Origin of the sequence: Sagittula sp. NFXS13 (genome assembly GCF_040148795.1) — a bacterium.
GTDB lineage: Bacteria > Pseudomonadota > Alphaproteobacteria > Rhodobacterales > Rhodobacteraceae > Sagittula > Sagittula marina.
In genome coordinates this window covers 122,164-143,198 of record NZ_JAGEMH010000001.1, presented here as the reverse complement: position 1 = coordinate 143,198, position 21,035 = coordinate 122,164, and the positions used below count along the sequence as shown (strand labels likewise).

Genomic DNA, 21,035 nt, shown 5'->3' with positions numbered 1-21,035 from the left:
TATCTTCGGAAAACCATGCGCTAAGCCCCGCCGATCCTTGCATCCGCCCGGCTGATCGCTTCCCTGTCGACACGGCAGCGTGCTAGGCGGGGAACACCAACCCCAACCATTCACGGGAGAACGCGACCCTTGACCATCTCGTGTCGCCTGACCGCCCTGCTCACCTGTCTTGCCACCGCCACCCTGGCGCAGGAGAGCACCATCCCCTTCGCGCAGAGCGACCCGGACATGAATGCCGCCATCACCGAGGCCCGCTCGCATCTTGATGCGGTGCTCTCCCGCCTCATCGGCGCGGACGGACAGGTTCACCCGGCTCTCAACCTCAAGGCCAGCCTGCCGGTCACCCACTTCGAGGTGGAGAACGAAATTATCTGGATCGACAGTCTCGCAGTGACCGAGGATGGCGGCTTTACCGGCCATCTTGCCAACGTCCCCTCTTATATGCCGGGCCATGAACTTGGCGACACGATCACATTCGACACCTCACAAATTGTGGATTGGTCCGTGCTGGCCGACGATGGACGCATGTTCGGCCACTATACGACGCGCGTCATGATGCGCCAGATGACCGCCGCCGAGGCAGAGCAGATCGGCGACCTGATTTCTGCCGACCCCATGCCCGACGCGTGGCGCTAGTCCCGCACCTCGGCAAAGACTGGACGCCGCACCGCCCCTGCCCCTAGGCTGACCTTGCTCAATCAGCCAAACAGCCAGGGGAACCACATGCCAGAGCTCAAGGTCACAGCCGCGGAAATGGTCACCGCCGCCCGCGCGCGCATTCCAGAGATCGAGACAGCCGACGGCATCGCTCTGCTTGACGATCCGGATACCGTGATCGTCGACATTCGTGATATCCGGGAACGCCAGAAACAGGGCTACATCCCCGGCTCGGTGCATGCGCCGCGCGGCATGATCGAATTCTGGGTCGACCCCGCCAGCCCCTATCACAAGCCCGTTTTTGCGGAACAAAAACGCTTTGTCTTTCACTGTGCCTCCGGCTGGCGCTCGGCCCTCACGGTCGCAACGCTACAGGACATGGGCTTCGATGCCGCCCACCTGAAGGACGGCTTCTCCGACTGGGTCAAACAGGGCGGCCCGGTGGACAAGGACACCTGATGGGCCTGCGCCTCGCGCTCTGCGCCGTGCTGGTGCCGGACTATGACCCCGCCATCCGCTTCTTTACCGAAACGCTGGGCCTCGACCTGCTTGAGGACAACGATCTCGGTGGCGGCAAACGCTGGGTCCGTGTCGGGCACAAGACCGGCGGAACGGAGTTTCTCATCGCACGTGCCGTGGGCGATCAACGCGCAACCATCGGCCAACAGGGCGGAGGCCGCGTTTGGCTCTTTCTGCACACCGATGATTTTGCCCGCGACCACGCGCATTTCATCGCCCAAGGCATCGAATTCGAGGAATCGCCTCGACACGAACCGTATGGCACCCTCGCCGTGTTCCGCGATCCTTGGGGCAACCGATGGGATCTGATCGAACCAACGCGCCAATGAAAAAAGGGGCTTTGCCGCCTCCGCGAAAAAAATCCCGCCCGCGCGTTTTTTTGTGCTTGCAGCCCCCGCCCGCCAGCCTTATACGCCGCTCCACACCATCTGGTACGCGGGCGTAGCTCAGGGGTAGAGCATAACCTTGCCAAGGTTAGGGTCGGGCGTTCGAATCGCCTCGCCCGCTCCAAATGGTTGGCTGACCGGTTACCCACCGGACAGCGCTGAACGGGAAACCGCGAAGCAATGATGACAGACTGGTATGCGGGCGTAGCTCAGGGGTAGAGCATAACCTTGCCAAGGTTAGGGTCGGGCGTTCGAATCGCCTCGCCCGCTCCAGTCGTCACCCTTTCCTCCACGATAGCATTCCAATTTCAGACCGGTCTGCACCGGTCCCGGCTGCGTGTACGTGGCATCAACCCTCCGCAATTCCGCAGTCGCCCCCTTTCCGCGCCGCGCCGCGCCGCCTATAAGGCGCGCGACCCGCCAAAGGAGACCGCCATGCGCCGCGCCACCGTCACCCGCAAGACATCCGAGACCGCGATCTCCGTCGAGATCAATCTTGACGGCACGGGCACCTACGACAACCAGACCGGTGTCGGCTTCTTCGACCACATGCTCGACCAGCTCTCGCGGCATTCGCTGATCGACATGACCGTGCGCGCCGACGGCGACCTGCACATCGACGACCACCACACGGTGGAGGATACGGGCATCGCGCTTGGTCAGGCCCTTGTGCAGGCGCTTGGTGACAAGAAGGGCATCCGCCGCTACGGCTCCTGCCTGCTGGCGATGGACGACAGCCTTGTGCGCTGCGCGCTCGATCTCTCCGCCCGGCCCTTCCTGGTGTGGAACCTCGACATGCCCTCCGCCAAGATCGGCACCTTCGACACCGAACTGGTGCGCGAGTTTTTCCAGGCGCTCAGCACGCACGGCGGCATCACCCTGCACGTCGACCGTCTGCACGGGCTGAACAGCCACCACATCGCCGAAGCGGCCTTCAAGTCCGTGGCGCGCGCCCTGCGCGAGGCGGTCGAACCCGACCCGCGCATGACCGACGCGCTTCCCTCGACCAAGGGCGCGCTCTGACACCCTCAGGTCGGGACCAGATCCCGACCGCCCCACCGCTGCAACCGATCAAGAGGCCACCCATGCTCACTGCCATCATCGACTATGACAGCGGCAACCTGCACTCCGCCGAAAAGGCCTTTCAGAAGATGGCCGAAGAAACCGGCGCAGGCTCCGTGGTGGTCACATCCGACCCGGAAACCGTGGCCGTGGCCGATCACATCGTCCTGCCCGGTGACGGCGCCTTCCCCGCCTGTGCCGCCGCGCTCCGCGCCTCTGGCTGCTTCGAGGCGATGGTCGAGGCAGTCGAGACCCGTGGCCGCCCGTTTCTGGGGATCTGTGTCGGCATGCAACTGATGGCACGCGAAGGGCACGAATACGAAACCGTCCCCGGCCTGAACTGGATCGACGGCGCGGTGCAGGCCATCACGCCGAACGACCCGGCGCTGAAGGTCCCGCACATGGGGTGGAACGATCTGGTGCTGGACAACCCGCACCCGCTTCTGGAAGGCATCGAAACAGGCGAACACGCCTACTTCGTCCACTCCTACCAGATGCAGATGGACGACCCGAGCCAGCGCATCGCCCATGTGGACTACGGCGGCGACGTCACCGCCATCGTGGCACGCGACACCCGCATCGGCTTGCAATTCCACCCGGAGAAAAGCGCCGACGCCGGTCTGCGCATGATTGCAAACTTCCTGGCGTGGCGGCCCTGACCCGCGCCAGCTGTCCTCACAAAAAGGCCGGGCACCTTGGCCCGGCCTTCTCATACGTTAAATCGGCTTACTGAACCCGTGCCCAAGTCTGCTTTTTGCAGATCAAGCCGCCGGCGACACAGCCCGCCAATTGCAGACGATCGCCGTTCAGCGTCATTTTCCCCATAAAGATGCGGTCCTTGGACGGTTGCCAGACCTTGCCCTCGTACTTGCCGCTCCCCTGCGGCACCATGTCGATCACCAACTGCTTTCCGATGTTGGGCGACTTGTACTCGCCTGCATCGTTGAACGTCCGCGCGATCACACCACAGACCTTCGGCCCGCCACACGGGGCCATTTTCACATAGGCAAAGCTGCCGTCATCGACCTGCGTCTGCCAGACCCCCTCCACCGGATCTGCCAAAGCCGCGCCCGCGCTCAGCGCGACAGCGGCCACAATTGCCAGAAATTTCATCTTGTTGTCCTCCCTTTGACTGTTTGACATCTTGACGCCCCGCCCCCCATGCGTTCAAGCGTTCCCCAAGGTTCAAAGGCAGATGTCACGCCACGTCACAACCCTCGTGACTGCATCCTGCCAAGACTAGACGTTCGGAAAGGCCAGGCTCATGATCCTCTACCCTGCAATCGACCTCAAGGATGGCAAGGCCGTGCGCCTGCTGCGCGGCGACATGGACAAGGCCACCGTCTTCAACGACGATCCCGCCGCACAGGCGATGGAATTCGTGGCGCAGGGCTGCGAATGGCTGCATCTGGTTGACCTCAACGGCGCCTTCGCAGGCGAGCCCGTGAACGCGGCCGCGGTAGAGTCCATCCTGGCGCAGACCAAAACCCCCGCCCAGCTTGGCGGCGGCATCCGCGACATGAAAACCATCGAAACCTGGATCTCCAAGGGTCTGGCGCGCGTGATCCTCGGCACCGTTGCCGTGGAAAACCCCGCGCTGGTCCGCGAAGCCGCCAAGGCCTTCCCCGGCAAGATCGCCGTGGGCATCGACGCGCGCGACGGCAAGGTCGCCACCAAGGGCTGGGCCGAAACCACCGACGTCGACGCCACCGATCTGGCGCGCAGCTTCGAGGACGACGGCGTCTGCGCCATCATCTACACAGACATCAACCGCGACGGCGCGATGCAAGGGCCGAACGTCGAGGCCACGGCAGCGCTCGGCAATGCCGTGTCGATCCCGGTCATCGCCTCGGGCGGCGTCTCCTCGCTTGCTGACCTGAATGCCCTGCGCGACTGCGGCGCACCGCTGAACGGTGCGATCTCAGGCCGCGCGCTTTATGACGGTGCGCTCGACCTGAAAGAGGCACTTGCCGCGTTGAAAGGCTGACGCACCTCTATATTCACGTCGCGGGCGCGCGAGTTCAACTCTCTGCCCATCGCCACCCCAATGGCCCCTTGAGTCATGTACCGCGTAAAATGGACCAGCGATCTGCCTGCGCAGCACGGGTGCAACCTCGATGGAGCTGCCCCCCTGCGTCGTGAACGGCGAAGGTACTGGAACCGAGCTGTCCAATGCCTTTATCGGCGACCGGTATGCGTGACGGCGCCACCGTCCCTGGCCTGCGCCGTCATTCTGATCGTGATGCCCGTCAAACCTCTGAGGGCGCGCGACCGCGCCTGCCGGTCAGTTCGCGTCTGCCGCTTTCTCGGTCAGTGATTTCAATGCCTCGTGCATCTTGTCGATTTCCTCGACGCCGGAATCGCCGTTCACAGAGATCAGCATCTGGTGCGGCTCCTGGTAGACAAACCATGTCTTGTCCTGATCCCAGACGGCCAGCACCCGCAAGGGCAGCACCAATCCTGCGCGAAAGTTCTCCTGCATCACCGGCGTGCCCAGCTTCGGGTTGCCAAAGATCAGCAGTTCCGAGTTCGGCAGCGACATGTCCACGTCCTTCGCCCCCTGACCGTGGTCGATGCGGGCAAAGACCGTGGCCCCGGCCTCCTCGACCGCCGCCTCCAGCCGGTCCATCGCCTCCTGCACGGTGCCCTCGGCTTCGACCCAGTCGAGCTTCTCGTCAGCCTGTGCGACGGTTGCTGCCATGATGGCAGTGGCTGCCAATAGATATTTCATTCTTGATGCTCCCTGTTCGAGGATCCGACCCAAGGTTTCACCCGTCGTCCTCGCAAAGCCCAACACTCCATGTGGCCTGCGGTTCCGCGTTCAAGGGGGCCGCGAGACGCTTCGCAATTCCCCGCCGTCGCCGCAGGCTGATTTCGGCAGGGCGCCGCTCGCGCGAAACCACCCCCTTGTGACCCGGGCCCAACGGCCACAAGTCTTGGACAAGGCAGCGCGGTACCCTCACGCCGCGCCGCCACACACTAACAGACGGAGACGACCATGACCTTCCGCAAGACCCTCGTAGGCAGCGCCACCATCGCAGCACTTCTCGCAGCACCTCTGGCGCCAGCCTTTGCACAGACCGCCGAAGGCACCACCAACGGTAAGCCCGAGATCAAGCAGGAGATGCAGCAGACGGAGACCCAGAACTTCACTGATGCGCAACTGCAAGGCTTCGTAGATGCCGCCATGGCGATCAGCGAAATCCGTCAGGACTACCTGCCACAGCTGCAACAGGCGAGCGACGAAGACGCCGCAACCGAACTGCAGATGCAAGCCATGGAAGAGATGCAGACCGCTGTCGAGGACACCGAGAACATGAACCTCGATCTCTACAACCAGATCGGCGCAGCCATGCAGGCAGACCCGGAGGTCGGCGAACGCGTTGCCGCCCTGGTCAAGGAAGCCGAAGAAGCGAACACCCAAGGCGAAGGCTGATATCCCCCACAGCCCAAGCCGACGCGCCGCTCCCCTCTCGGGGGGCGGCGTTTTTCGTGTTACATTCCTGTCACCACTGCCCCGGACAAATCGCGCAATCGCGCGGCAATCTTTCCACGATCACAGAATCGGGATAACCGGGCGACATGTTGAAAACGCGCATCATTCCCTGTCTCGACGTCGCCGATGGCCGCGTGGTCAAAGGCGTCAACTTCGTCGATCTGATCGACGCCGGGGACCCTGTCCAATCCGCCAAGGCCTATGACGCCGCAGGCGCGGACGAGATCTGCTTTCTCGACATCCATGCCACGCATGAAAATCGGGGCACAATGTTCGACGTCGTCACACGGACGGCCGAACAGTGCTTCATTCCACTCACCGTAGGCGGCGGCGTCCGCACGGTCGGTGATGTCCGCGCCCTCCTGCTCGCGGGCGCGGACAAGGTCAGCTTCAACTCCGCAGCCGTGGCCAACCCCGACGTCGTGGCCGAGGCCGCAGATCAGTTCGGCAGCCAGTGCATCGTCTGCGCCATCGACGCCAAGACGGTCGCCCCCGGCAAATGGGAGCTGTTCACCCACGGCGGACGCAAACCCACCGGGATCGACGCTGTTGAATTTGCGAAATTGATCGCAGCCAAGGGCGCGGGGGAGATCCTGCTCACCTCCATGGACCGCGACGGCACCAAATCCGGCTTCAACCTTCCCATGACCCGCGCCATCGCGGACGCTGTGGACATTCCGGTGATCGCCTCTGGCGGTGTCGGCACGCTCGACCACCTCGTCGAGGGCGTCACCGAAGGCCACGCGTCCGCCGTTCTCGCCGCTTCGATCTTTCACTTCGGCACATTTACCGTGGCCGAGGCCAAGGCACATATGGCTGCCGCAGGAATTCCTGTCCGTCTCTGACCGCTGATGACCGCTCGTTAACCCTCGCAGGGTATTGAACACGGCAGGCAAATGCTCGAACGGAACGAGGTCCATGTTTTCAGACGGCACCGATGTCACTGTCCGCGAGGGCGAGGTAGAACACACCTCCTGCAATTGTTGCGGCAAGCTGACCACGGTCGTCTCTGGCTATCTTGAGGTCGGCGACAAATCCGCAGGCTGGTACACGGTCGGCGTCACGTTGGACGCGCCCAATCACCTGCCACTCTGCCGCGTCTACATCGGCGACTGGTCACAGGAGGCGGGTCCTGATGAACGCTGGGGCATCCGCATCGGCATTGCCCCCGACGGCCCGCAATTGCTCGATTGGTCCACGGACGAGGCGACAGAGGCAAAGCCGGTGTTTACCCCCTTGAATCGTCTGCAAGTGCTTGGCACACCACTGGAACCGCAACTTTGGAAGCTGATGGACAAGATCATCGGCTCAGACAGCCGCCTGTAGCAAGGACCGCCATGACCCTCGAAGACCTCGAACAGATCGTCGCCACCCGCGCTCAGGCCTCCCCCGATGAAAGCTGGACCGCCAAGCTGCTCGCAAAAGGCCCTGAAAAATGCGCTGAGAAATTTGGTGAAGAAGCCATTGAGGCCATCATCGAAGCCGTGAAAAACGACCCCGACAAGCTCGCTTCCGAGGCCGCGGACGTCCTGTTTCACCTCTTGGTCATGTTGCGCAGCCGTGGCGTCTCCGTCGCGCAGGTCATGGACGTGCTGTCAGCGCGCCAATCGCAATCGGGCCTCAGCGAAAAGGCCAGCCGCACAAGCTGACCCTGACGGGACGGTGGGCGGGGCGCCTTCGCGACAGCGAACAGCGCCGGTCCCGTCCTATCCCTTCGGTTCTTTCGGCTTCATGCGTTCCAGCTCAGGCGTGATCGGGATGTGCTCCTGATCGTCCCCCATCGGGAGAGAGAACAGCCCCTCCCCCCATTGCGCTGCCTTCCAGTCCTCCTTGGCTTTCTCAATGCGGTCTTTGGACGACGACACGAAGTTCCACCACAGATAGCGGTGCCCTTCCATCGTCGCGCCGCCCAGCGACAACAGACGCGCGCCGCGCGGCCCGGCCTTGACGCTGATCTGGTCACCGGGCCGGAAAATCAGCATCCGGCCTTCCTCGTAGATTTCTCCCGCCACCTCGATCGCCCCCTGCGCCACAAAGATCCCGCGATCCTCGTGATTGTCCGGCAGCGGATAAGACGCCCCGGCCTGCAAAGCCACGTCGATGTAGAATGTCTCGCTCTGCATCGTCACCGGGCTGGTCTGTCCATGCGCCGAGCCAAGGATCAGCCGCGCGCGAATGCCCTCCGCCTCCAGCAGTGGCAGCGCGGCTTCCTTGTGGTGTTCAAAGGCTGGCGCAACCTCTTCACGATCTTCGGGCAAGGCCAGCCAGGTCTGCACGCCAAACAGGCTATGCGGTGTCTTGCGCACATCCGGCTGCGTCCGTTCGGAATGCGTCACGCCTCTGCCCGCCAGCATCCAGTTGACCTCGCCCGGCAGGATCGCCTGCTGCGCCCCGGTGCTGTCGCGGTGCTCGAATTCACCTTGGAAAAGATAGGTCACCGTCCCCAGACCGATGTGCGGGTGCGGACGCACGTCGATGCCGCCTTCGGTGATGAACTCCGCAGGCCCCATCTGATCAAAGAAGATAAACGGACCCACCATCTGCCGCTGCATCGACGGCAACGCGCGGCGCACTTCGAACCCGCCCAGATCGCGCGCACGCGGCAGGATCACGGTCTCGATGGCATCGGGGTCCACATGCGCGGCCAGTGGAGCGTGAGCAGGGTTCCAACTCATGTCGTGTCTCCTCAAGGTGAATGCCAGAGAGTGTGCGCCAAACGGCGGACCAATCAATTCCCTGATGACGACATGCCTATGTGCACTTTCGCACAATAACGCACCGAAATAAAATATCTCAGCGCCCCTGCACGATTAACCATTTTTGACGCAACGTCATCCTCTCAGGGATTTCAACAGTTAACATCCGACCGCTTTTTGCCGCCAAACCGGTCGGCTCGCGCATTAACGCAGGTTAACCTCGCTAAAGATCGTCTAAATCTGTCCTGCACCATCTCTCACAGCCTGCCAGATCCGGTGTCCGTCCGATGCCTTAACCACAGCGCCCGCCGCAGTAATCGAGCGGGTTCTACAGTTTCGAAGACAGAATCCCGGTGTTGAATCCGCCCATGCGCAGCTCGCCGAATAGGCGCTGATACTCGATCTTCGGGCAGCGGTGCATGATAACGTCTTTGCCGTGCTCCTGCGCCAAGGCTTCTGCCTCGTGGTTCACCACGCCGATCTGCATCCACACGGTGCGCAGATTGGGCAGAACCTCCAACGCCTCCTCCACAATCGGTAAAACATGTTCAGAGCGGCGGAAAATATCCACCATATCAACGTTTTGCGGGCAATCTGCGAGCGATGCGCGTACTTCCTCTCCGAAAAGTATTTTACCGGCATGGCCCGGATTGACGGGGATCACGCGATAGCCCTTGAGGCTCAGATAACGTGCCACATAGTAGCTGGGCCGCACCGGGTCCATCGATACGCCCACCACCGCCACCACCTTGGTTCGGGTCAGCACATCTTTAAGAAAAGCATCTTCGTATGTCATGCCAGTACTCTACGCGGACTTCGGACAAGAAAAAAGCGTCCGGAACATTTTCCGGACGCCAGTTACGGAACGAGGGACAGTGAAGGTTTCGCGGGGGTTCCGTCCCCACGACCTGATCAAGAGATAGGCGCAAATGCCACAGATTAAAGGGCTGTCAATAAAATGTGAATTTTTTTATTGACGGCCCAAATCCCCTATTCGCCCGGCTGCATTGCGCCGCTCTGCGGTCAGGGCGTTTCAATGCTGTCATGCATTCTCTCTGACGGATCGTCACCCATAACTCTCTGACGGCGAAGCAAAAACGCCTTTCCAAACCCCTGCCATGTTCCGACCGACGGGGCCGTAATGTCGCAAGGAAACCGTTGCCGCCAGCCAGGCGGTAGCGACAGTGCGCAGGCTTCCAGACGTTCCAACATCCAGACCAGGGGTATATTGGCGAGCGGTCGCGCTTGTTGAAAACTGCCCAGCATACCGCCCACATCACCATGGGTTCCCCGAAACCACACTTGCTCCATCACGCCGTGCCACCCGTCAGGACGGGTCCAGAGCACAGGTGAAAACGTATCGCGCGTTTCATCCATCGCCAAAGCGTGAAACCCATGTCGCACCGAATGGCCCAAAGCGTGATTATGGAAAGCGTGACGCGGTTCCGACAGCCGCCACAACAAAGGCCAGCGAAATCCCAATGCCTTGACCGTGTCCCACACGCCCACCATTTCGATCAAAGTGACGTCGTGGCAATATCGGTGGGCAAAGACCTCCGCACTCTCTCCATCGGGGGCGTATTCATAGAGGCGATAGACCTGACGGATGTTTCGCTCCGTCGCGTGTTCGGGGCGCAGCAAACCCACCCGATCTATGATTCCGGCCAAGGACCGCACCGCATAAGCACCGCGAGAAAACCCGAGAAAGAAGATCCTGTCCCCAACGCGATAGCGCGAAGCGAGGTGACCGTAAGCGCGCCGGATCTGGCCGTTTATGCCGCGTCCCACGATGACATCGCCCGTGGTGCGCCAATCGGACCACTGGATGCCCGCCTCGTAGTAGAGCGATAAGTCGCCCTGTTCTTTCAGCAACTTATACGTCAGCCCCGCGTTGGTTTCCCGTCCATCCCGTAGGGTCGATGCAGTCCCATCCAAGATGATGACATGATCACGCGGGCCACGACGCGGCTCGTACACCGTCTGTCCGGAGGCGCGCGGCCTCCGAAACAGTCTGGCAATTGCTTTATTCAGCCGCGATACGATCATCCCTCAACATCGTCCACACTCGGGCAGGCGTGAAAGGCATGTCAGCCTGCCGGATTCCAACATCCCACAGCGCGTCTTGCACTGCGTTCGACACTGCCGCGAGCGCACCGACGGTGCCCGCCTCGCCGCAGCCCTTCATGCCCATGGGGTTCGCGGTTGACGGCACCGGCTCTGTCTCGAAACCGATCATCGGGACATCCTGCGCGCGCGGCATGGCGTAATCCATAAAGCTCGCCGTCAGCAGTTGCCCCTGATCGTCATAGGCCACCCGCTCGCACAGCGCCTGCCCCAATCCCTGCACCACGCCGCCATGCACCTGCCCTTCGGCCAGCATGGGGTTGATGAGGTTGCCGAAATCATCAACCACGGTGTAGCGGTCGCAGACCGTTTCGCCAGTGTCCCGGTCAATCTCCACCTCAGCCACATGGCAGCCGTTGGGAAAGGAGCGTCCCGGCAGCTTGGCGGTGGTCTGCCAGACCAACAGGTCGTCGCGCCCGGCCTCACGGGCCATCTGAGCAGCCTCCAGCATGGTTGGGCTGACATTCGATCCCTCCGCACGGAACCGGTCGTCGTCAAAGGACACGTCTCCTGCATCCACGCCCATTTCCCCGGCCAGAAAATCGGCGAAGCCGTCAACCATAGTCGCCACAGCGGCCAAGGTCGCGTTCGCCTGCACCGTGACAGACCGAGAACCACCCGTACCACCGCCGGACGGGATCAAATCGCTGTCCCCTTGGATCACTTGGATTTGCGCCGCCGGGATGCCGGTCTGATCGGACAGGAATTGGCGGAACACCGTCTCGTGCCCCTGCCCGTTCGACTGGGTGCCCACGTAGATCAGCGCGCCGTCTTCCACGAATTCCACTTTTACATCCTCATGCGGTTGGCCAAGGATACTCTCGATGTAATAACAAATCCCCAATCCGCGCAGCTTGCCCGATTGTGCGCTGTCCGCTTTTCTTGCCGCAAATCCGGCAAGGTCCGCCGTCTGGGCCGCGTGCGCCTGAACGCGCGCGAACTCCCCCACATCGTAGGTTTCGCCGGCCGCCGTGGTGTAGGGGAACTTGTCAGGCTTGATGAAGTTGATGCGCCGCAGCTCCATCGGGTCGACCCCAAGCTCGCGCGCTGCACGGTCCATAACCCGTTCCAGCACATAAATCGCTTCGGGGCGGCCCGCGCCGCGGTAGGCATCCACCTGGGTCGTGTTGGTGTAAAACCCCTCCGCGCGCTGGAACACGGTCTGGATATCGTAGACGCCGGTCAACACGCGACTGAACAGGAACGACTGGATCATCTGCCCGAACTGCGAGTTATAGGCCCCGAGGTTCGACCGCGTATGCGTGCGGTAGGCAAGGATGCGGTTGTCCGCGTCAAAGGCAAGCTCGGCCGTCGTCGTCAAATCTCGGCCAGCATTGTCGGACAGCATCGCCTCTGTCCGGTCGGACATCCAGCGCACGGGGCGTCCCGCCTGCTGCGCGGCAAAGGGCAGCACGAAATATTCCGGGTAGGCCATGCCTTTCATGCCAAAGCCGCCCCCCACATCGGGGTTGGTGCAGCGGACCTTGTCGGCGTCCACGCCATAGCAACGGGACAGCTCGCCCTTCATGCCCCAGACCCCCTGCCCGCCAAAGGCAAGGTGCATACGATCGCCATCCCATTCGGCAAAAGCGCCGCGTGGCTCCATTGAATTGACGATGATGCGGTTGTCGCCAACCTCGAGTTTGACCACACGCGCGGCACTGACAAAGGCGGCCTCGGTCGCGCTCTCGTCCCCCATGCCGTAGTCATAGGCCCGGTTGTCCGGCGCCTCCGCATGGATCGTCTCGCCTCCCGCCTCAAGCGCCATGGACACCGGAAGGTCCTCGTAGTCGATCTCGATCAACTCGGCGGCATCCTTGGCCTCTGCCAAGGTTTCGGCCACGACAACCGCCACGGCTTCCCCGACAAAGCGCAGCTTGTCCGTCGCCAGCAAGGGACGTCTTGGCGCTGCGCCCTTCGATCCGTCTCGTTGCGGGGCGCAGCTGAACGTCATCTGCGCGTCCAGGCCGGCAGCCTCCAGATCGGTCTGTGTCAGCACTATCGAAACCCCGGCGGCCGCCTTCGCCGCCTCGGTGTCGATGCCTTTCAGCACTGCATGTGCCACAGGAGACCGCAGGACGTAGGCGTGCAACGCCCCCTCTGGCGCGATGTCGTCGACGTAGCGGCCCTGCCCGGTCAGGAACCGCGTGTCCTCGACCCGTGTGACCGATTGGCTCTTGCCGAACTTGTCCATGCTGTCCTCCCTGGCGCTTCTGCGCGGGAGACTAGCGACATGGCCAGCACTGTCCAGAGCCGCCAGCACCGCTGCCCCAACTGCGCCGGGATCCTTTGGCGGACGCTCAGGCGATCAGCGTCACAATGCGGCGTGCACCATAGCCATTGAACCGGGTGGACAGCGCCGTGCTGTAGGCGCCGCAGGCGTGAAACAGCACAAAATCGCCTTCTTCCAGCGACATGGGCATGGCCACGCGATCCGACAGGCGGTCAAGACTGTCACAGGTGGGGCCGAAAACTTCGCGCTCCCGAAGTGCTCCGCCCCGCAACGTGCCATCTGACGCATAGACCGTCAGCCGCTGCGACGCCTGCAAGTCGCGCCATTCACTCAAACCGCCGTAGATCCCGTCATTGAGAAACACCGCCGTGCCAGAGATCGCCTTGACCCTAAGCGCCAGTTCAAACGCGCTCGCCGCCAAGGCTCGGCCCGGCTCACAGACCAATTTGGGCAGATCAGATCCAAAGGCCTGCGCCACCGTTTCCGCTATTCGGTCAAAAATCGCCTGAAGGTCCGGGTCCGGATCCTCGCGATGCGCCGGAAATCCGCCGCCCACGTTCAGCCGGTGCAAGGTGACACCAGCCTCCTGGGCGCATCTGGCCGCCGCCTCGATATAGGCCACCCAAGCCCCAGCCGCGCGACATTGCGTGCCCGGATGAAAGGTCAACGATGGAACGCCGCCCCGCGCCACCACGGTTCGCAGCAGGTCCACGGTCTGCGCCTCGGATGCGCCGAACTTCGCTCCAAAATCATAGACGGCACCCGCCACCGGCAGTTTCAGACGAACCGCAATTTCCACCCCGGAGATATCGCCCAGCTTATCCAGCTCGCTTTCGCGATCCACCGACCAGGATGTGATGCCGTAACTGCGGGCCGTGGCGACCTCTGCCTTTGATCGGACCGGATTGTGGTAATGCAGCCGCGCCGCCGGGGCGACATCGCGCACCAACGCCATTTCTTCGGGTGAGGCCACGTCAAACGCCGTCATCCCGCCACGCGCCAACGCCTCGATCACCAGCGGATCGGGGTTGGCTTTGACCGCGTAGGTCACCTCGCCGGGAAAGCCTTCGTGGAACCGGCGCGCCTGTGCCTCCAGTTTGATGGGGTTGTAGAAAAACACCGGCTCATCGGGGGCTTCTCGCGCCAGCCATCGCGCGGGATCGCTGCGGTAGGTCTCTGTGTACATCGCCTGAACTCCTGCTCGCTCAGGCAAAGTTTGCGTCCGCGTCTCGTCGAAAGGAATCGGCAAAGCGGGCGATATGTGACAAACTGCCCTACAAAACGACGAGAGCACCATGCAACTTGACGAAACTGACCACGCACTGATCGCGGCACTTTCTGAAAACGCCCGCACGCCAGTGGCGGACCTGGCGCGCAAGCTGGGCTTGGCCCGAACCACGGTTCAGGCGCGGCTTGACCGTCTGGAAAGTCGTGGCGCGATTGCAGGATACACATTGCGACGCGGTGAGGCGCTGAAACCGATGCTGCGCGCCACCGTGCTGATCGCCGTCGCCCCGCATGAATCGCCCACTGTGCTGACCCGACTGCGGGCCATCCCGGAGGTGGAAACCGTCCACACCACCTCCGGCAGGTTCGACTTGCTGGTGACGTTGACCGCCGACAGCACGGCGGCGCTGGACGCCACCCTGGACAGGATCGGAGAGGCGAAGGGCGTCCGCAGCTCCGAAAGCCTCATTCACCTGAGCACGAAAATAGATCGCTCCGGCTAGGGCCTAGTCCGCCTTGTCGTCCTCGGAACTGTGCTCTTTGAACAGGCTGCTTTGCGTGGCGAAGAACACGAAGATCGCAGCGGTCAGGCCGAACGTCTTGAAGTAGACCCATGTCTGCGTCTCCATCGTGCGCCAGATGATCTCGTTCAACACCGCCAGACCAAAGAAGAAGTACATCATCCGCCGGGTCAGGATCATCCAGCCCTCATGAGTCAGCGGCATCGCCCCATCGAGCACCGATTGCAGCCAGCTTTCGCCACGCATCAACCCAATGGCTAAAGCACCACCAAACAGCAGATAGATCAATGTCGGCTTCATCTTGAAGAACCGGTCGTCATTCAGCCAGACCGTCAGCCCGCCGAACACCACCACCAGCACCGCCGTCACCACCTGCATCTTGCTCAGGTGTCCGGTCAGCCACCACAGCGCCGCCATGGAGGCCAGCAGCACAGGGACAAACCCCGCTGTCACAAGGATAAAGCCCTCGTACTCGGTGCCGCCGATGGTAAAGACACGATCCTTGAGCCAGAGATAGGCCACGAAAAACGCCAGCACCGGGCCGAATTCCAGCCCCATCTTCAGCGTCGGGTTGATCGGGCGTGGCCCGGCTTGCTCGGTCATGAAAGGCTCCCTTTTGGGATCAGATAAAGTGTTCCGGCCGGTGACTCAATGTGTGCCCGCTCAAAGCTGCGTCACCAGGCGTTACCCACCCATTTCCACGATCACGGCGCCAATGGCGATCAGCGCCATCAAGGCCACGCGCCGCGGGCCGACGGTTTCCTTCAGCACCAGCCATCCGATGACGGCGGCAAACACGGTGGAGGTCTCGCGCAGCACCGCGGCCTCCCCCACTTTGTCCAGACGGGTTGCCAACATGATCGATCCGAAGCTCAGAAACGCCACCAGCCCGCCGACAAATCCGCGCGCCATCAATGGCGGCAGCGCGGGCGGAACCGGCATGGCCCGATAGCGCAGCAGTGCAACAATCGGCATCAGCCACCCGTCGATAAAGAAGAACCACGCCAAAAAGGTGAAGGGATCCGCCGTCGCACGAATGCCGTAGGCGTCATAGGTGGTGTACAGCGCCACGAACAGGCCTGTGGCCACGGCAAAGGTCAGCGCGGCAGGCAGCGTCTCCCGCGCGACCTGCAGATACATCAGGTTGTAGACCGCAAGGCCAAAGATCCCGGACAACAGCACCCCGACGCCCAGCCATTGGACCGCGCCGAAATGCTCTCCGAACACCAGCGAGGCCCCGATGACGGCGAACAGCGGCCCCGTGCCCCGCACCACCGGGTAGACCACCGTGTAGGCACCCCGTGTGTAGGCATAGCCCTGCAAGATCTTGTAGACGGTGTGGATACCGAATGCGCCCGCAAAAATGATCCACATATGCGGCTCCGGCCAAGGCACCACGAACAGCGCAAAAGGCGCAGCCATCAGGCAATAGAAACCGTCGATCGCACCGCGCGAGAGCCACGGATCATGCCGCCCCTTTTGCAGCGCGCCAAACACCGCGTGCAGGAATGCCGCCGCCAAGGCCAGCAGCAACGCCAGCTGATGGCCCGCTGCGGTGCCTTCCAGTGAAATCAGCCAGTCGCTCATCTGTCTCTCTCAGGGAACCTGATGCGCCCCCGCCTTGTTTGTTCTGAAGCAACGAATTGGAGGGAACACATGTGGAGTCAGATTGCCGATGAACTCGGCGCCAGTTTCTCGGTGGTTCCCGCGTCGCTTGCCTTCACCCGCCTACTGGTGGCGGTCTTTCTCTGTGCCATTGTCGGACTGGAGCGCGAGTTGCAAGGCAAACCAGCCGGATTGCGCACCCACATACTCGTTGGCATAGCGGCCTGCCTGTTCGTCCTCGTGGGTCAGGAACTCTCTGCAATCAGCTTCGGCGACACCGGCGAACAGCGCCACGATCCGCTGAGGATGATCGAAGCCGTCACCGCCGGGGTCGCGTTTCTAGCAGCCGGTGTGATTTTCACCTCCGGCGGGCAAGTCCAGAACCTGACCACCGGGGCCTCACTGTGGCTGTGCGGCGCGATTGGCCTTGGTTGCGGTGCGGGCAGCATTGCCGTGTCAGCCATGGCGACCGCGATAGTCGTCACGGTTCTATTTGTTCTGGGTCAGATCGAACGAAAGTTCGACACGGGCAACAGAGGGTAACCCGTCGGCGTCACGTCTCCAGCCCCGTAAGGGCCGCGGCAAATTCTTCGGGATCAAAAGGCGCAAGATCGTCGATCTGCTCCCCCACCCCGATCGCATGGATCGGCAACCCGAACTTGTCCGCCAAGGCCACCAGAACACCGCCCTTGGCTGTACCGTCCAGCTTTGTCATCACAAGCCCGGACACATCCGCCAACTGGCGGAAGGCCTCTGTCTGCACCAGCGCGTTTTGCCCGGTGGTCGCGTCCAGCACCAACAAGGTGTTGTGCGGCGCCTCAGGGTCTTTCTTGCGGATCACGCGCACGATCTTTGCCAGCTCTTCCATCAGATCCGCGCGGTTTTGCAGACGACCGGCGGTGTCGATCATCAACAGATCCGCGCCCTCCGCCTGCGCCTTCGTCATGGCATCATAAGCAAGGCTCGCGGGGTCGGAGCCCTCCGGCGCGGTCAGCACCGGCACGCCAGCGCGGTCCCCCCAAACCTGAAGCTGCTCGACAGCCGCGGCACGGAACGTGTCGCCCGCCGCAATCACGACCGACTTCCCGGCGGCCTTGAATTGGCTGGCAAGTTTTCCGATGGTCGTGGTCTTGCCAGAGCCATTGACCCCGACGACCAACACCACCTGCGGCTTTTGCGGATAAAGCGGCAGCGGACGCGCCACCGGCTCCATCACGCGGGCGATTTCCTGCGCCAGAAGCTCCTTGATTTCCCGCGCGGAAACGCGGCGCCCCATACGGCCTTCGGCAATGTTGGAGGTGACGCGCAACGCGGTATCCACCCCCATGTCAGAGGCGATCAACAGCTCTTCGAGGCTTTCAAGCATGTCGTCGTCCAGCACACGCCGGGGTGCATCATCGGTCTGTCCACCGCCGATCAAGCGGCCCAACAGACCGGGACGCGCGGTGCCCTGAGGCTCCGTTTCTTCCGGCAGGGGCATCGGGTCCATCACCGCCATCGGGGCCTGCAGCGCAGGAACGTTGGGGGTCGGGCTCTCGTTTGCGACAGGCTCGGACGCGTCCGGCACCGCGCCGTCAGCGCCCTCCTCGACGATGGCGTCCAGCCCCTCATCCAGCTTGGAGGACGACTTGAACAGCTTGTTTTTCAGATTGCCGAAAAAGGACATAGAGGACGCCTCCCAACTTGCGTTCCCTTCACCTAATACGCCGCGCCCTTTAATGAAAGTGTGAGTTGACCCCGGTTCGTGTCGCGCTCTTATTACGTCATGCGGGTGTTGTGGCGTGTTCTTTTGCTCTTGTGTCTTTCCGGGCAGGCCTTGGCCGAGCCCGGCACATTGTGTTCCACAGGCCAACATGCGCAAACCCAGTGCATCCGCCCGTCGCATTTCGTGCACGACACCTGTCAGGCGATCGAACAATTCGCCATCGCCAACGACCTCGATCCCGGTTTCTTTGCGCGGCTCATCTGGCAGGAAAGCCGATTTGATCCCAATGCCCTCAGCCACGCCAATGCCATGGGAATCGCGCAGTTCATCGCCTCCACCGCTGCCCTGCGCGGTCTGAAAGACCCCTACAATCCCGCCGAAGCGCTGGAATTCTCCGCAGAATATCTGGGGGAGATGACCCGCAAATACGGCAACCCCGGCTTGGCCGCCGTCGGGTACAATGGCGGCGAGCGCCGCGCCGAAGGGCTGATCGCAAAGACCGGGGGTCTGGCCCGTGAAACCATAAACTACGTGAAGATCATCACCGGGCTCACCGCAGAAACATGGCGCGACAGCCCGCCCGAGGACCATGACTTTCGTCTTGATGGCGACACGCCGTTTCAGCCCGCCTGCCACGCGCTCGCCCGCCACCGTCGCTTGACCGCCTACCCGGAACCAGAGCCTGTCTTACCGCCGTGGGGCGTCCAGGTGGCCTTCGGACTCTCCGAAAGCGCCGCGTTGAGCAAGTATCGCGCAACGACCCGCAGCTGTCGCCGCACGATCGGCGGGGAGGAGCCGTTCCTGATCTGGTCGAAAAGCAGGGCAAGCCCGAAGGGCGGCTACTACATGGTGCGTCTGGGGCGCAACAGCCGTGACGCCGCGTGGAAGCTTTGCGCGGCGCTCAAACGAAACGGCTGCATTTGCGCTGTTTACGCCACGGATTGAACCAGCACATTCGCCACATTCGATAACGAAAATTGGCGGCCTGACCGCCCACTCCGTCACTATTTCGACTTATCTGAAATCTCGGGTCAGATTTCTTCAGAGAAGTGCTTCATCACCAAACGGATCGGATTCGGCGCGGCCTGCCCCAGTCCACAAATCGACGCATCGCCCATCGCCTGACACAGTTCTTCTAGCAGTGGCTGGTCCCAAGTGTCGGCGCTCATCAGTTTGACGGCCTTTTCACACCCGACACGACAGGGCGTGCACTGACCGCAGCTTTCATCCTCGAAGAAGCGCAGCATGTTGAGCGCCGCATCGCGCGCCGAATCCTGATCCGACAGAACCACGACCGCCGCCGAGCCAATAAAGGTGCCGAGCGGCTGCAACGTGTCGAAATCCAACGGCACATCCGCCATGGATGCGGGCAGCAGGCCAGAGGATGGACCACCCGGCTGATAGGCTTTGAAAACGTGTCCGTCTCGCATTCCGCCCGCAGCATCGATAACATCGTTGATGGTCGACCCGGCGGGCAAAAGATACACGCCCGGCGTTTTCACCCGCCCCGATACGGAGTAGGACCGCAGCCCCTTGCGGCCATTTTTCTCGACCGAGGACAAAGCCTCAGGCCCTTCGCGGCACACTTTGCAGATCCAATGCAGCGTCTCGACGTTGTGCACCAGAGTTGGCCGGTTAAAGATCCCGACCTGCGCCACATAGGGCGGGCGGTGGCGTGGGATGCCACGTTTGCCTTCGATCGACTCGATCATCGCGCTCTCTTCGCCACAGATATAGGCCCCGGCACCACGACGCAGGTCGATATAGCCGTGATCCACAACACCTGCGCCTTCCAGTGCCTTGATTTCGCGACGTAAAATCTCCAACACTGCCGGATATTCGTCGCGCATGTAGATGAAGGCGCGCTCCGCCTCCACCGCCCAGGACGCGATCAGCATTCCCTCAAGAAAAACATGCGGTTGTCGCTCGAGGTAAAAGCGGTCCTTGAAGGTCCCCGGCTCTCCCTCGTCGCCATTTACCGCAAGGTAGCGCGGACCTTCGGCCCCGCGCACGAACCCCCATTTGCGGCCCGACGGAAAGCCTGCACCGCCCAGACCGCGCAGGCCCGAAGACAGCACCGTTTCCTGCACCTGCTCCCAATCGCCACCGTCCCGCAGCTCCGCCAGCTTGCTGTAGCCCCCCTGCGCCGCGTAGGCATCGTAATCCTCGTACTCGGGCAGATGGGCATGCGTGTCCTGCGCGGCGATGGCTGCTTCGACCTTCTCAACCGTGGCATGGTCAATGTGGTTGTGCCCGATCTCCAAAACCGGAGCTGTGTCGCAACGGCCCATGCAAGGCGCCCGAAGCACACGCACCTGCGCGGGGTCCATCCCGTCCTCCAGGGCGGCCTGAAGCTGTTCGGCCCCGGCCATCTCGCACGACAGGGAATCGCACACCCGAATCGTCAACGCGGGCGGCGGTGTTTCGCCTTCCTTGACCACATCGAAATGGGCATAAAACGTCGCGACTTCGTAAACCTCGGCCATGGAAAGCCGCATTTCCTCTCCCAGCGCGCGCAGATGCGCCGCGGACAGATGACCGTATTTGTCCTGAATCAGATGGAGGAATTCGATCAAAAGGTCCCGACGCCGGTCCTGGTCACCCAACAGCGCGCGCACGTCGGCCCATGCCTGATCCTCGACCTGACGGCCTTTTGGGGTGCTGCGCCCCTTGCCACGCGCATTTTTCCACACGCCCTTGCGCTCGTCGAGTGCCATGGCCTTACTCCCTCTTGTACTTGCTGCGCAGTTTATCCGCCGAGTAAGCTTTTGCGCAGGTAAAAAACGACGCCTTGCGGTGGGACA

The 21,035-nt window shown here is 62.2% G+C and carries 24 protein-coding genes and 2 tRNA genes; 15 read left to right on the top strand and 11 right to left on the bottom strand.

Annotation, left to right across the window (positions count from 1 at the left end; translation table 11 throughout):
• The first annotated feature begins 129 nt into the window (after positions 1-129).
• From J4E08_RS00690 to hisH, 7 genes are all read left to right on the top strand, one after another.
• Positions 130-636, top strand: a complete 507-nt coding sequence (locus J4E08_RS00690) for a DUF2314 domain-containing protein (protein WP_349536867.1) — start codon at positions 130-132, stop codon at positions 634-636.
• Positions 637-723: 87 nt separating this feature from the next.
• Positions 724-1,116: a rhodanese-like domain-containing protein gene (locus J4E08_RS00685; RefSeq protein WP_183965461.1), complete on the top strand. Its 393-nt coding sequence runs from the start codon at positions 724-726 to the stop codon at positions 1,114-1,116.
• Positions 1,116-1,505 (top strand): VOC family protein, encoded by a 390-nt coding sequence (locus J4E08_RS00680; protein ID WP_349536866.1) that lies wholly within the window; start codon positions 1,116-1,118, stop codon positions 1,503-1,505. The genes J4E08_RS00685 and J4E08_RS00680 overlap by 1 nt, the downstream gene beginning before the upstream one ends.
• Positions 1,506-1,611: 106 nt before the next feature.
• A tRNA-Gly gene (locus tag J4E08_RS00675) sits at positions 1,612-1,686 on the top strand.
• A gap of 74 nt (positions 1,687-1,760) precedes the next feature.
• A tRNA-Gly gene (locus J4E08_RS00670) sits at positions 1,761-1,835 on the top strand.
• A gap of 162 nt (positions 1,836-1,997) precedes the next feature.
• Positions 1,998-2,585 carry an imidazoleglycerol-phosphate dehydratase HisB gene (gene hisB / locus J4E08_RS00665; protein ID WP_183965466.1) on the top strand — a complete coding sequence of 196 codons (588 nt, stop codon included), beginning with the start codon at positions 1,998-2,000 and terminating at the stop codon, positions 2,583-2,585.
• A 62-nt stretch (positions 2,586-2,647) separates the two neighbouring features.
• Complete coding sequence (hisH, locus tag J4E08_RS00660; protein ID WP_349536865.1) at positions 2,648-3,283, top strand: imidazole glycerol phosphate synthase subunit HisH; 636 nt, start codon at positions 2,648-2,650, stop codon at positions 3,281-3,283.
• Positions 3,284-3,350: 67 nt separating this feature from the next.
• Here the strand turns inward: hisH and J4E08_RS00655 are convergent, their stop codons facing one another.
• Entirely contained in the window at positions 3,351-3,737 is a 387-nt protein-coding gene (locus J4E08_RS00655) for a DUF2147 domain-containing protein (RefSeq protein ID WP_349536864.1), read from the bottom strand.
• A gap of 151 nt (positions 3,738-3,888) precedes the next feature.
• On the opposite strand from J4E08_RS00655, the gene hisA reads away from it, so the two are divergent.
• Positions 3,889-4,611, top strand: coding sequence for a 1-(5-phosphoribosyl)-5-[(5-phosphoribosylamino)methylideneamino]imidazole-4-carboxamide isomerase (gene hisA, locus J4E08_RS00650; protein ID WP_349536863.1), 723 nt, complete (start codon positions 3,889-3,891; stop codon positions 4,609-4,611).
• Between the two features lie 297 nt (positions 4,612-4,908).
• Here the strand turns inward: hisA and J4E08_RS00645 are convergent, their stop codons facing one another.
• Positions 4,909-5,355 (bottom strand): DUF302 domain-containing protein, encoded by a 447-nt coding sequence (locus J4E08_RS00645; RefSeq protein ID WP_349536862.1) that lies wholly within the window; start codon positions 5,353-5,355, stop codon positions 4,909-4,911.
• Positions 5,356-5,622: 267 nt separating this feature from the next.
• Between J4E08_RS00645 and J4E08_RS00640 the strand changes: the two genes are divergently transcribed.
• From J4E08_RS00640 to J4E08_RS00625, 4 genes are all read left to right on the top strand, one after another.
• Positions 5,623-6,060, top strand: coding sequence for a DUF4168 domain-containing protein (locus J4E08_RS00640; protein WP_183965476.1), 438 nt, complete (start codon positions 5,623-5,625; stop codon positions 6,058-6,060).
• Positions 6,061-6,206: 146 nt separating this feature from the next.
• Positions 6,207-6,965, top strand: coding sequence for an imidazole glycerol phosphate synthase subunit HisF (gene hisF / locus J4E08_RS00635; RefSeq protein WP_183965478.1), 759 nt, complete (start codon positions 6,207-6,209; stop codon positions 6,963-6,965).
• Positions 6,966-7,038: 73 nt separating this feature from the next.
• Entirely contained in the window at positions 7,039-7,446 is a 408-nt protein-coding gene (locus J4E08_RS00630) for a hypothetical protein (RefSeq protein ID WP_349536861.1), read from the top strand.
• 11 nt (positions 7,447-7,457) lie between these two features.
• On the top strand, positions 7,458-7,769 hold the full coding sequence (locus tag J4E08_RS00625) for a phosphoribosyl-ATP diphosphatase (RefSeq protein ID WP_183965482.1): 312 nt from the start codon (positions 7,458-7,460) through the stop codon (positions 7,767-7,769).
• A 57-nt stretch (positions 7,770-7,826) separates the two neighbouring features.
• Here J4E08_RS00625 and J4E08_RS00620 read toward each other — a convergent pair whose 3' ends face one another.
• From J4E08_RS00620 to J4E08_RS00600, 5 genes are all read right to left on the bottom strand, one after another.
• Entirely contained in the window at positions 7,827-8,795 is a 969-nt protein-coding gene (locus J4E08_RS00620; protein ID WP_349536860.1) for a pirin family protein, read from the bottom strand.
• Positions 8,796-9,144: 349 nt separating this feature from the next.
• Positions 9,145-9,612, bottom strand: coding sequence for a CoA-binding protein (locus J4E08_RS00615; RefSeq protein ID WP_349536859.1), 468 nt, complete (start codon positions 9,610-9,612; stop codon positions 9,145-9,147).
• A 227-nt stretch (positions 9,613-9,839) separates the two neighbouring features.
• Positions 9,840-10,862 carry a T6SS phospholipase effector Tle1-like catalytic domain-containing protein gene (locus J4E08_RS00610; RefSeq protein WP_349536858.1) on the bottom strand — a complete coding sequence of 341 codons (1,023 nt, stop codon included), beginning with the start codon at positions 10,860-10,862 and terminating at the stop codon, positions 9,840-9,842.
• The gene (locus J4E08_RS00605) at positions 10,840-13,134 is read right to left on the bottom strand and encodes a xanthine dehydrogenase family protein molybdopterin-binding subunit (protein ID WP_349536857.1); all 2,295 of its coding nucleotides are present in this window, start codon (positions 13,132-13,134) and stop codon (positions 10,840-10,842) included. Before J4E08_RS00605 ends, J4E08_RS00610 begins: the two co-directional genes overlap by 23 nt.
• A gap of 106 nt (positions 13,135-13,240) precedes the next feature.
• Entirely contained in the window at positions 13,241-14,359 is a 1,119-nt protein-coding gene (locus tag J4E08_RS00600) for a type III PLP-dependent enzyme (RefSeq protein ID WP_349536856.1), read from the bottom strand.
• A gap of 109 nt (positions 14,360-14,468) precedes the next feature.
• Here J4E08_RS00600 and J4E08_RS00595 point away from each other — a divergent pair, with 109 nt between their 5' ends.
• Positions 14,469-14,903, top strand: coding sequence for an Lrp/AsnC family transcriptional regulator (locus tag J4E08_RS00595; RefSeq protein WP_349536855.1), 435 nt, complete (start codon positions 14,469-14,471; stop codon positions 14,901-14,903).
• A 3-nt stretch (positions 14,904-14,906) separates the two neighbouring features.
• Here J4E08_RS00595 and J4E08_RS00590 read toward each other — a convergent pair whose 3' ends face one another.
• Together J4E08_RS00590 and J4E08_RS00585 are read right to left on the bottom strand one after the other, a co-directional pair.
• Positions 14,907-15,524 (bottom strand): inner membrane-spanning protein YciB, encoded by a 618-nt coding sequence (locus J4E08_RS00590; RefSeq protein WP_349536854.1) that lies wholly within the window; start codon positions 15,522-15,524, stop codon positions 14,907-14,909.
• An 81-nt stretch (positions 15,525-15,605) separates the two neighbouring features.
• On the bottom strand, positions 15,606-16,508 hold the full coding sequence (locus J4E08_RS00585; protein ID WP_349536853.1) for an EamA family transporter: 903 nt from the start codon (positions 16,506-16,508) through the stop codon (positions 15,606-15,608).
• Positions 16,509-16,577: 69 nt separating this feature from the next.
• Between J4E08_RS00585 and J4E08_RS00580 the strand changes: the two genes are divergently transcribed.
• A complete protein-coding gene (locus J4E08_RS00580; protein ID WP_183965500.1) occupies positions 16,578-17,069 on the top strand; it encodes an MgtC/SapB family protein in 492 nt (163 codons plus the stop codon).
• Between the two features lie 10 nt (positions 17,070-17,079).
• Here J4E08_RS00580 and ftsY read toward each other — a convergent pair whose 3' ends face one another.
• Positions 17,080-18,192, bottom strand: coding sequence for a signal recognition particle-docking protein FtsY (gene ftsY, locus J4E08_RS00575; RefSeq protein ID WP_349536852.1), 1,113 nt, complete (start codon positions 18,190-18,192; stop codon positions 17,080-17,082).
• 78 nt (positions 18,193-18,270) lie between these two features.
• On the opposite strand from ftsY, the gene J4E08_RS00570 reads away from it, so the two are divergent.
• Positions 18,271-19,176, top strand: coding sequence for a lytic transglycosylase domain-containing protein (locus J4E08_RS00570; protein WP_343055911.1), 906 nt, complete (start codon positions 18,271-18,273; stop codon positions 19,174-19,176).
• Between the two features lie 86 nt (positions 19,177-19,262).
• Here J4E08_RS00570 and J4E08_RS00565 read toward each other — a convergent pair whose 3' ends face one another.
• Positions 19,263-20,948, bottom strand: coding sequence for an NAD(P)H-dependent oxidoreductase subunit E (locus tag J4E08_RS00565; protein WP_349536851.1), 1,686 nt, complete (start codon positions 20,946-20,948; stop codon positions 19,263-19,265).
• Between the last annotated feature and the right edge of the window lie 87 nt (positions 20,949-21,035).

Coding starts and splice junctions, on each gene's coding strand:
- J4E08_RS00685 (WP_183965461.1), top strand. CDS start 724: ATGCCAGAGCTCAAGGTCACAGCCGCGGAAATGGTCACCGCCGCCCGC.
- J4E08_RS00680 (WP_349536866.1), top strand. CDS start 1,116: ATGGGCCTGCGCCTCGCGCTCTGCGCCGTGCTGGTGCCGGACTATGAC.
- hisB (WP_183965466.1), top strand. CDS start 1,998: ATGCGCCGCGCCACCGTCACCCGCAAGACATCCGAGACCGCGATCTCC.
- hisH (WP_349536865.1), top strand. CDS start 2,648: ATGCTCACTGCCATCATCGACTATGACAGCGGCAACCTGCACTCCGCC.
- J4E08_RS00655 (WP_349536864.1), bottom strand. CDS start 3,737: ATGAAATTTCTGGCAATTGTGGCCGCTGTCGCGCTGAGCGCGGGCGCG.
- hisA (WP_349536863.1), top strand. CDS start 3,889: ATGATCCTCTACCCTGCAATCGACCTCAAGGATGGCAAGGCCGTGCGC.
- J4E08_RS00645 (WP_349536862.1), bottom strand. CDS start 5,355: ATGAAATATCTATTGGCAGCCACTGCCATCATGGCAGCAACCGTCGCA.
- J4E08_RS00640 (WP_183965476.1), top strand. CDS start 5,623: ATGACCTTCCGCAAGACCCTCGTAGGCAGCGCCACCATCGCAGCACTT.
- hisF (WP_183965478.1), top strand. CDS start 6,207: ATGTTGAAAACGCGCATCATTCCCTGTCTCGACGTCGCCGATGGCCGC.
- J4E08_RS00630 (WP_349536861.1), top strand. CDS start 7,039: ATGTTTTCAGACGGCACCGATGTCACTGTCCGCGAGGGCGAGGTAGAA.
- J4E08_RS00625 (WP_183965482.1), top strand. CDS start 7,458: ATGACCCTCGAAGACCTCGAACAGATCGTCGCCACCCGCGCTCAGGCC.
- J4E08_RS00620 (WP_349536860.1), bottom strand. CDS start 8,795: ATGAGTTGGAACCCTGCTCACGCTCCACTGGCCGCGCATGTGGACCCC.
- J4E08_RS00615 (WP_349536859.1), bottom strand. CDS start 9,612: ATGACATACGAAGATGCTTTTCTTAAAGATGTGCTGACCCGAACCAAG.
- J4E08_RS00610 (WP_349536858.1), bottom strand. CDS start 10,862: ATGATCGTATCGCGGCTGAATAAAGCAATTGCCAGACTGTTTCGGAGG.
- J4E08_RS00605 (WP_349536857.1), bottom strand. CDS start 13,134: ATGGACAAGTTCGGCAAGAGCCAATCGGTCACACGGGTCGAGGACACG.
- J4E08_RS00600 (WP_349536856.1), bottom strand. CDS start 14,359: ATGTACACAGAGACCTACCGCAGCGATCCCGCGCGATGGCTGGCGCGA.
- J4E08_RS00595 (WP_349536855.1), top strand. CDS start 14,469: ATGCAACTTGACGAAACTGACCACGCACTGATCGCGGCACTTTCTGAA.
- J4E08_RS00590 (WP_349536854.1), bottom strand. CDS start 15,524: ATGACCGAGCAAGCCGGGCCACGCCCGATCAACCCGACGCTGAAGATG.
- J4E08_RS00585 (WP_349536853.1), bottom strand. CDS start 16,508: ATGAGCGACTGGCTGATTTCACTGGAAGGCACCGCAGCGGGCCATCAG.
- J4E08_RS00580 (WP_183965500.1), top strand. CDS start 16,578: ATGTGGAGTCAGATTGCCGATGAACTCGGCGCCAGTTTCTCGGTGGTT.
- ftsY (WP_349536852.1), bottom strand. CDS start 18,192: ATGTCCTTTTTCGGCAATCTGAAAAACAAGCTGTTCAAGTCGTCCTCC.
- J4E08_RS00565 (WP_349536851.1), bottom strand. CDS start 20,948: ATGGCACTCGACGAGCGCAAGGGCGTGTGGAAAAATGCGCGTGGCAAG.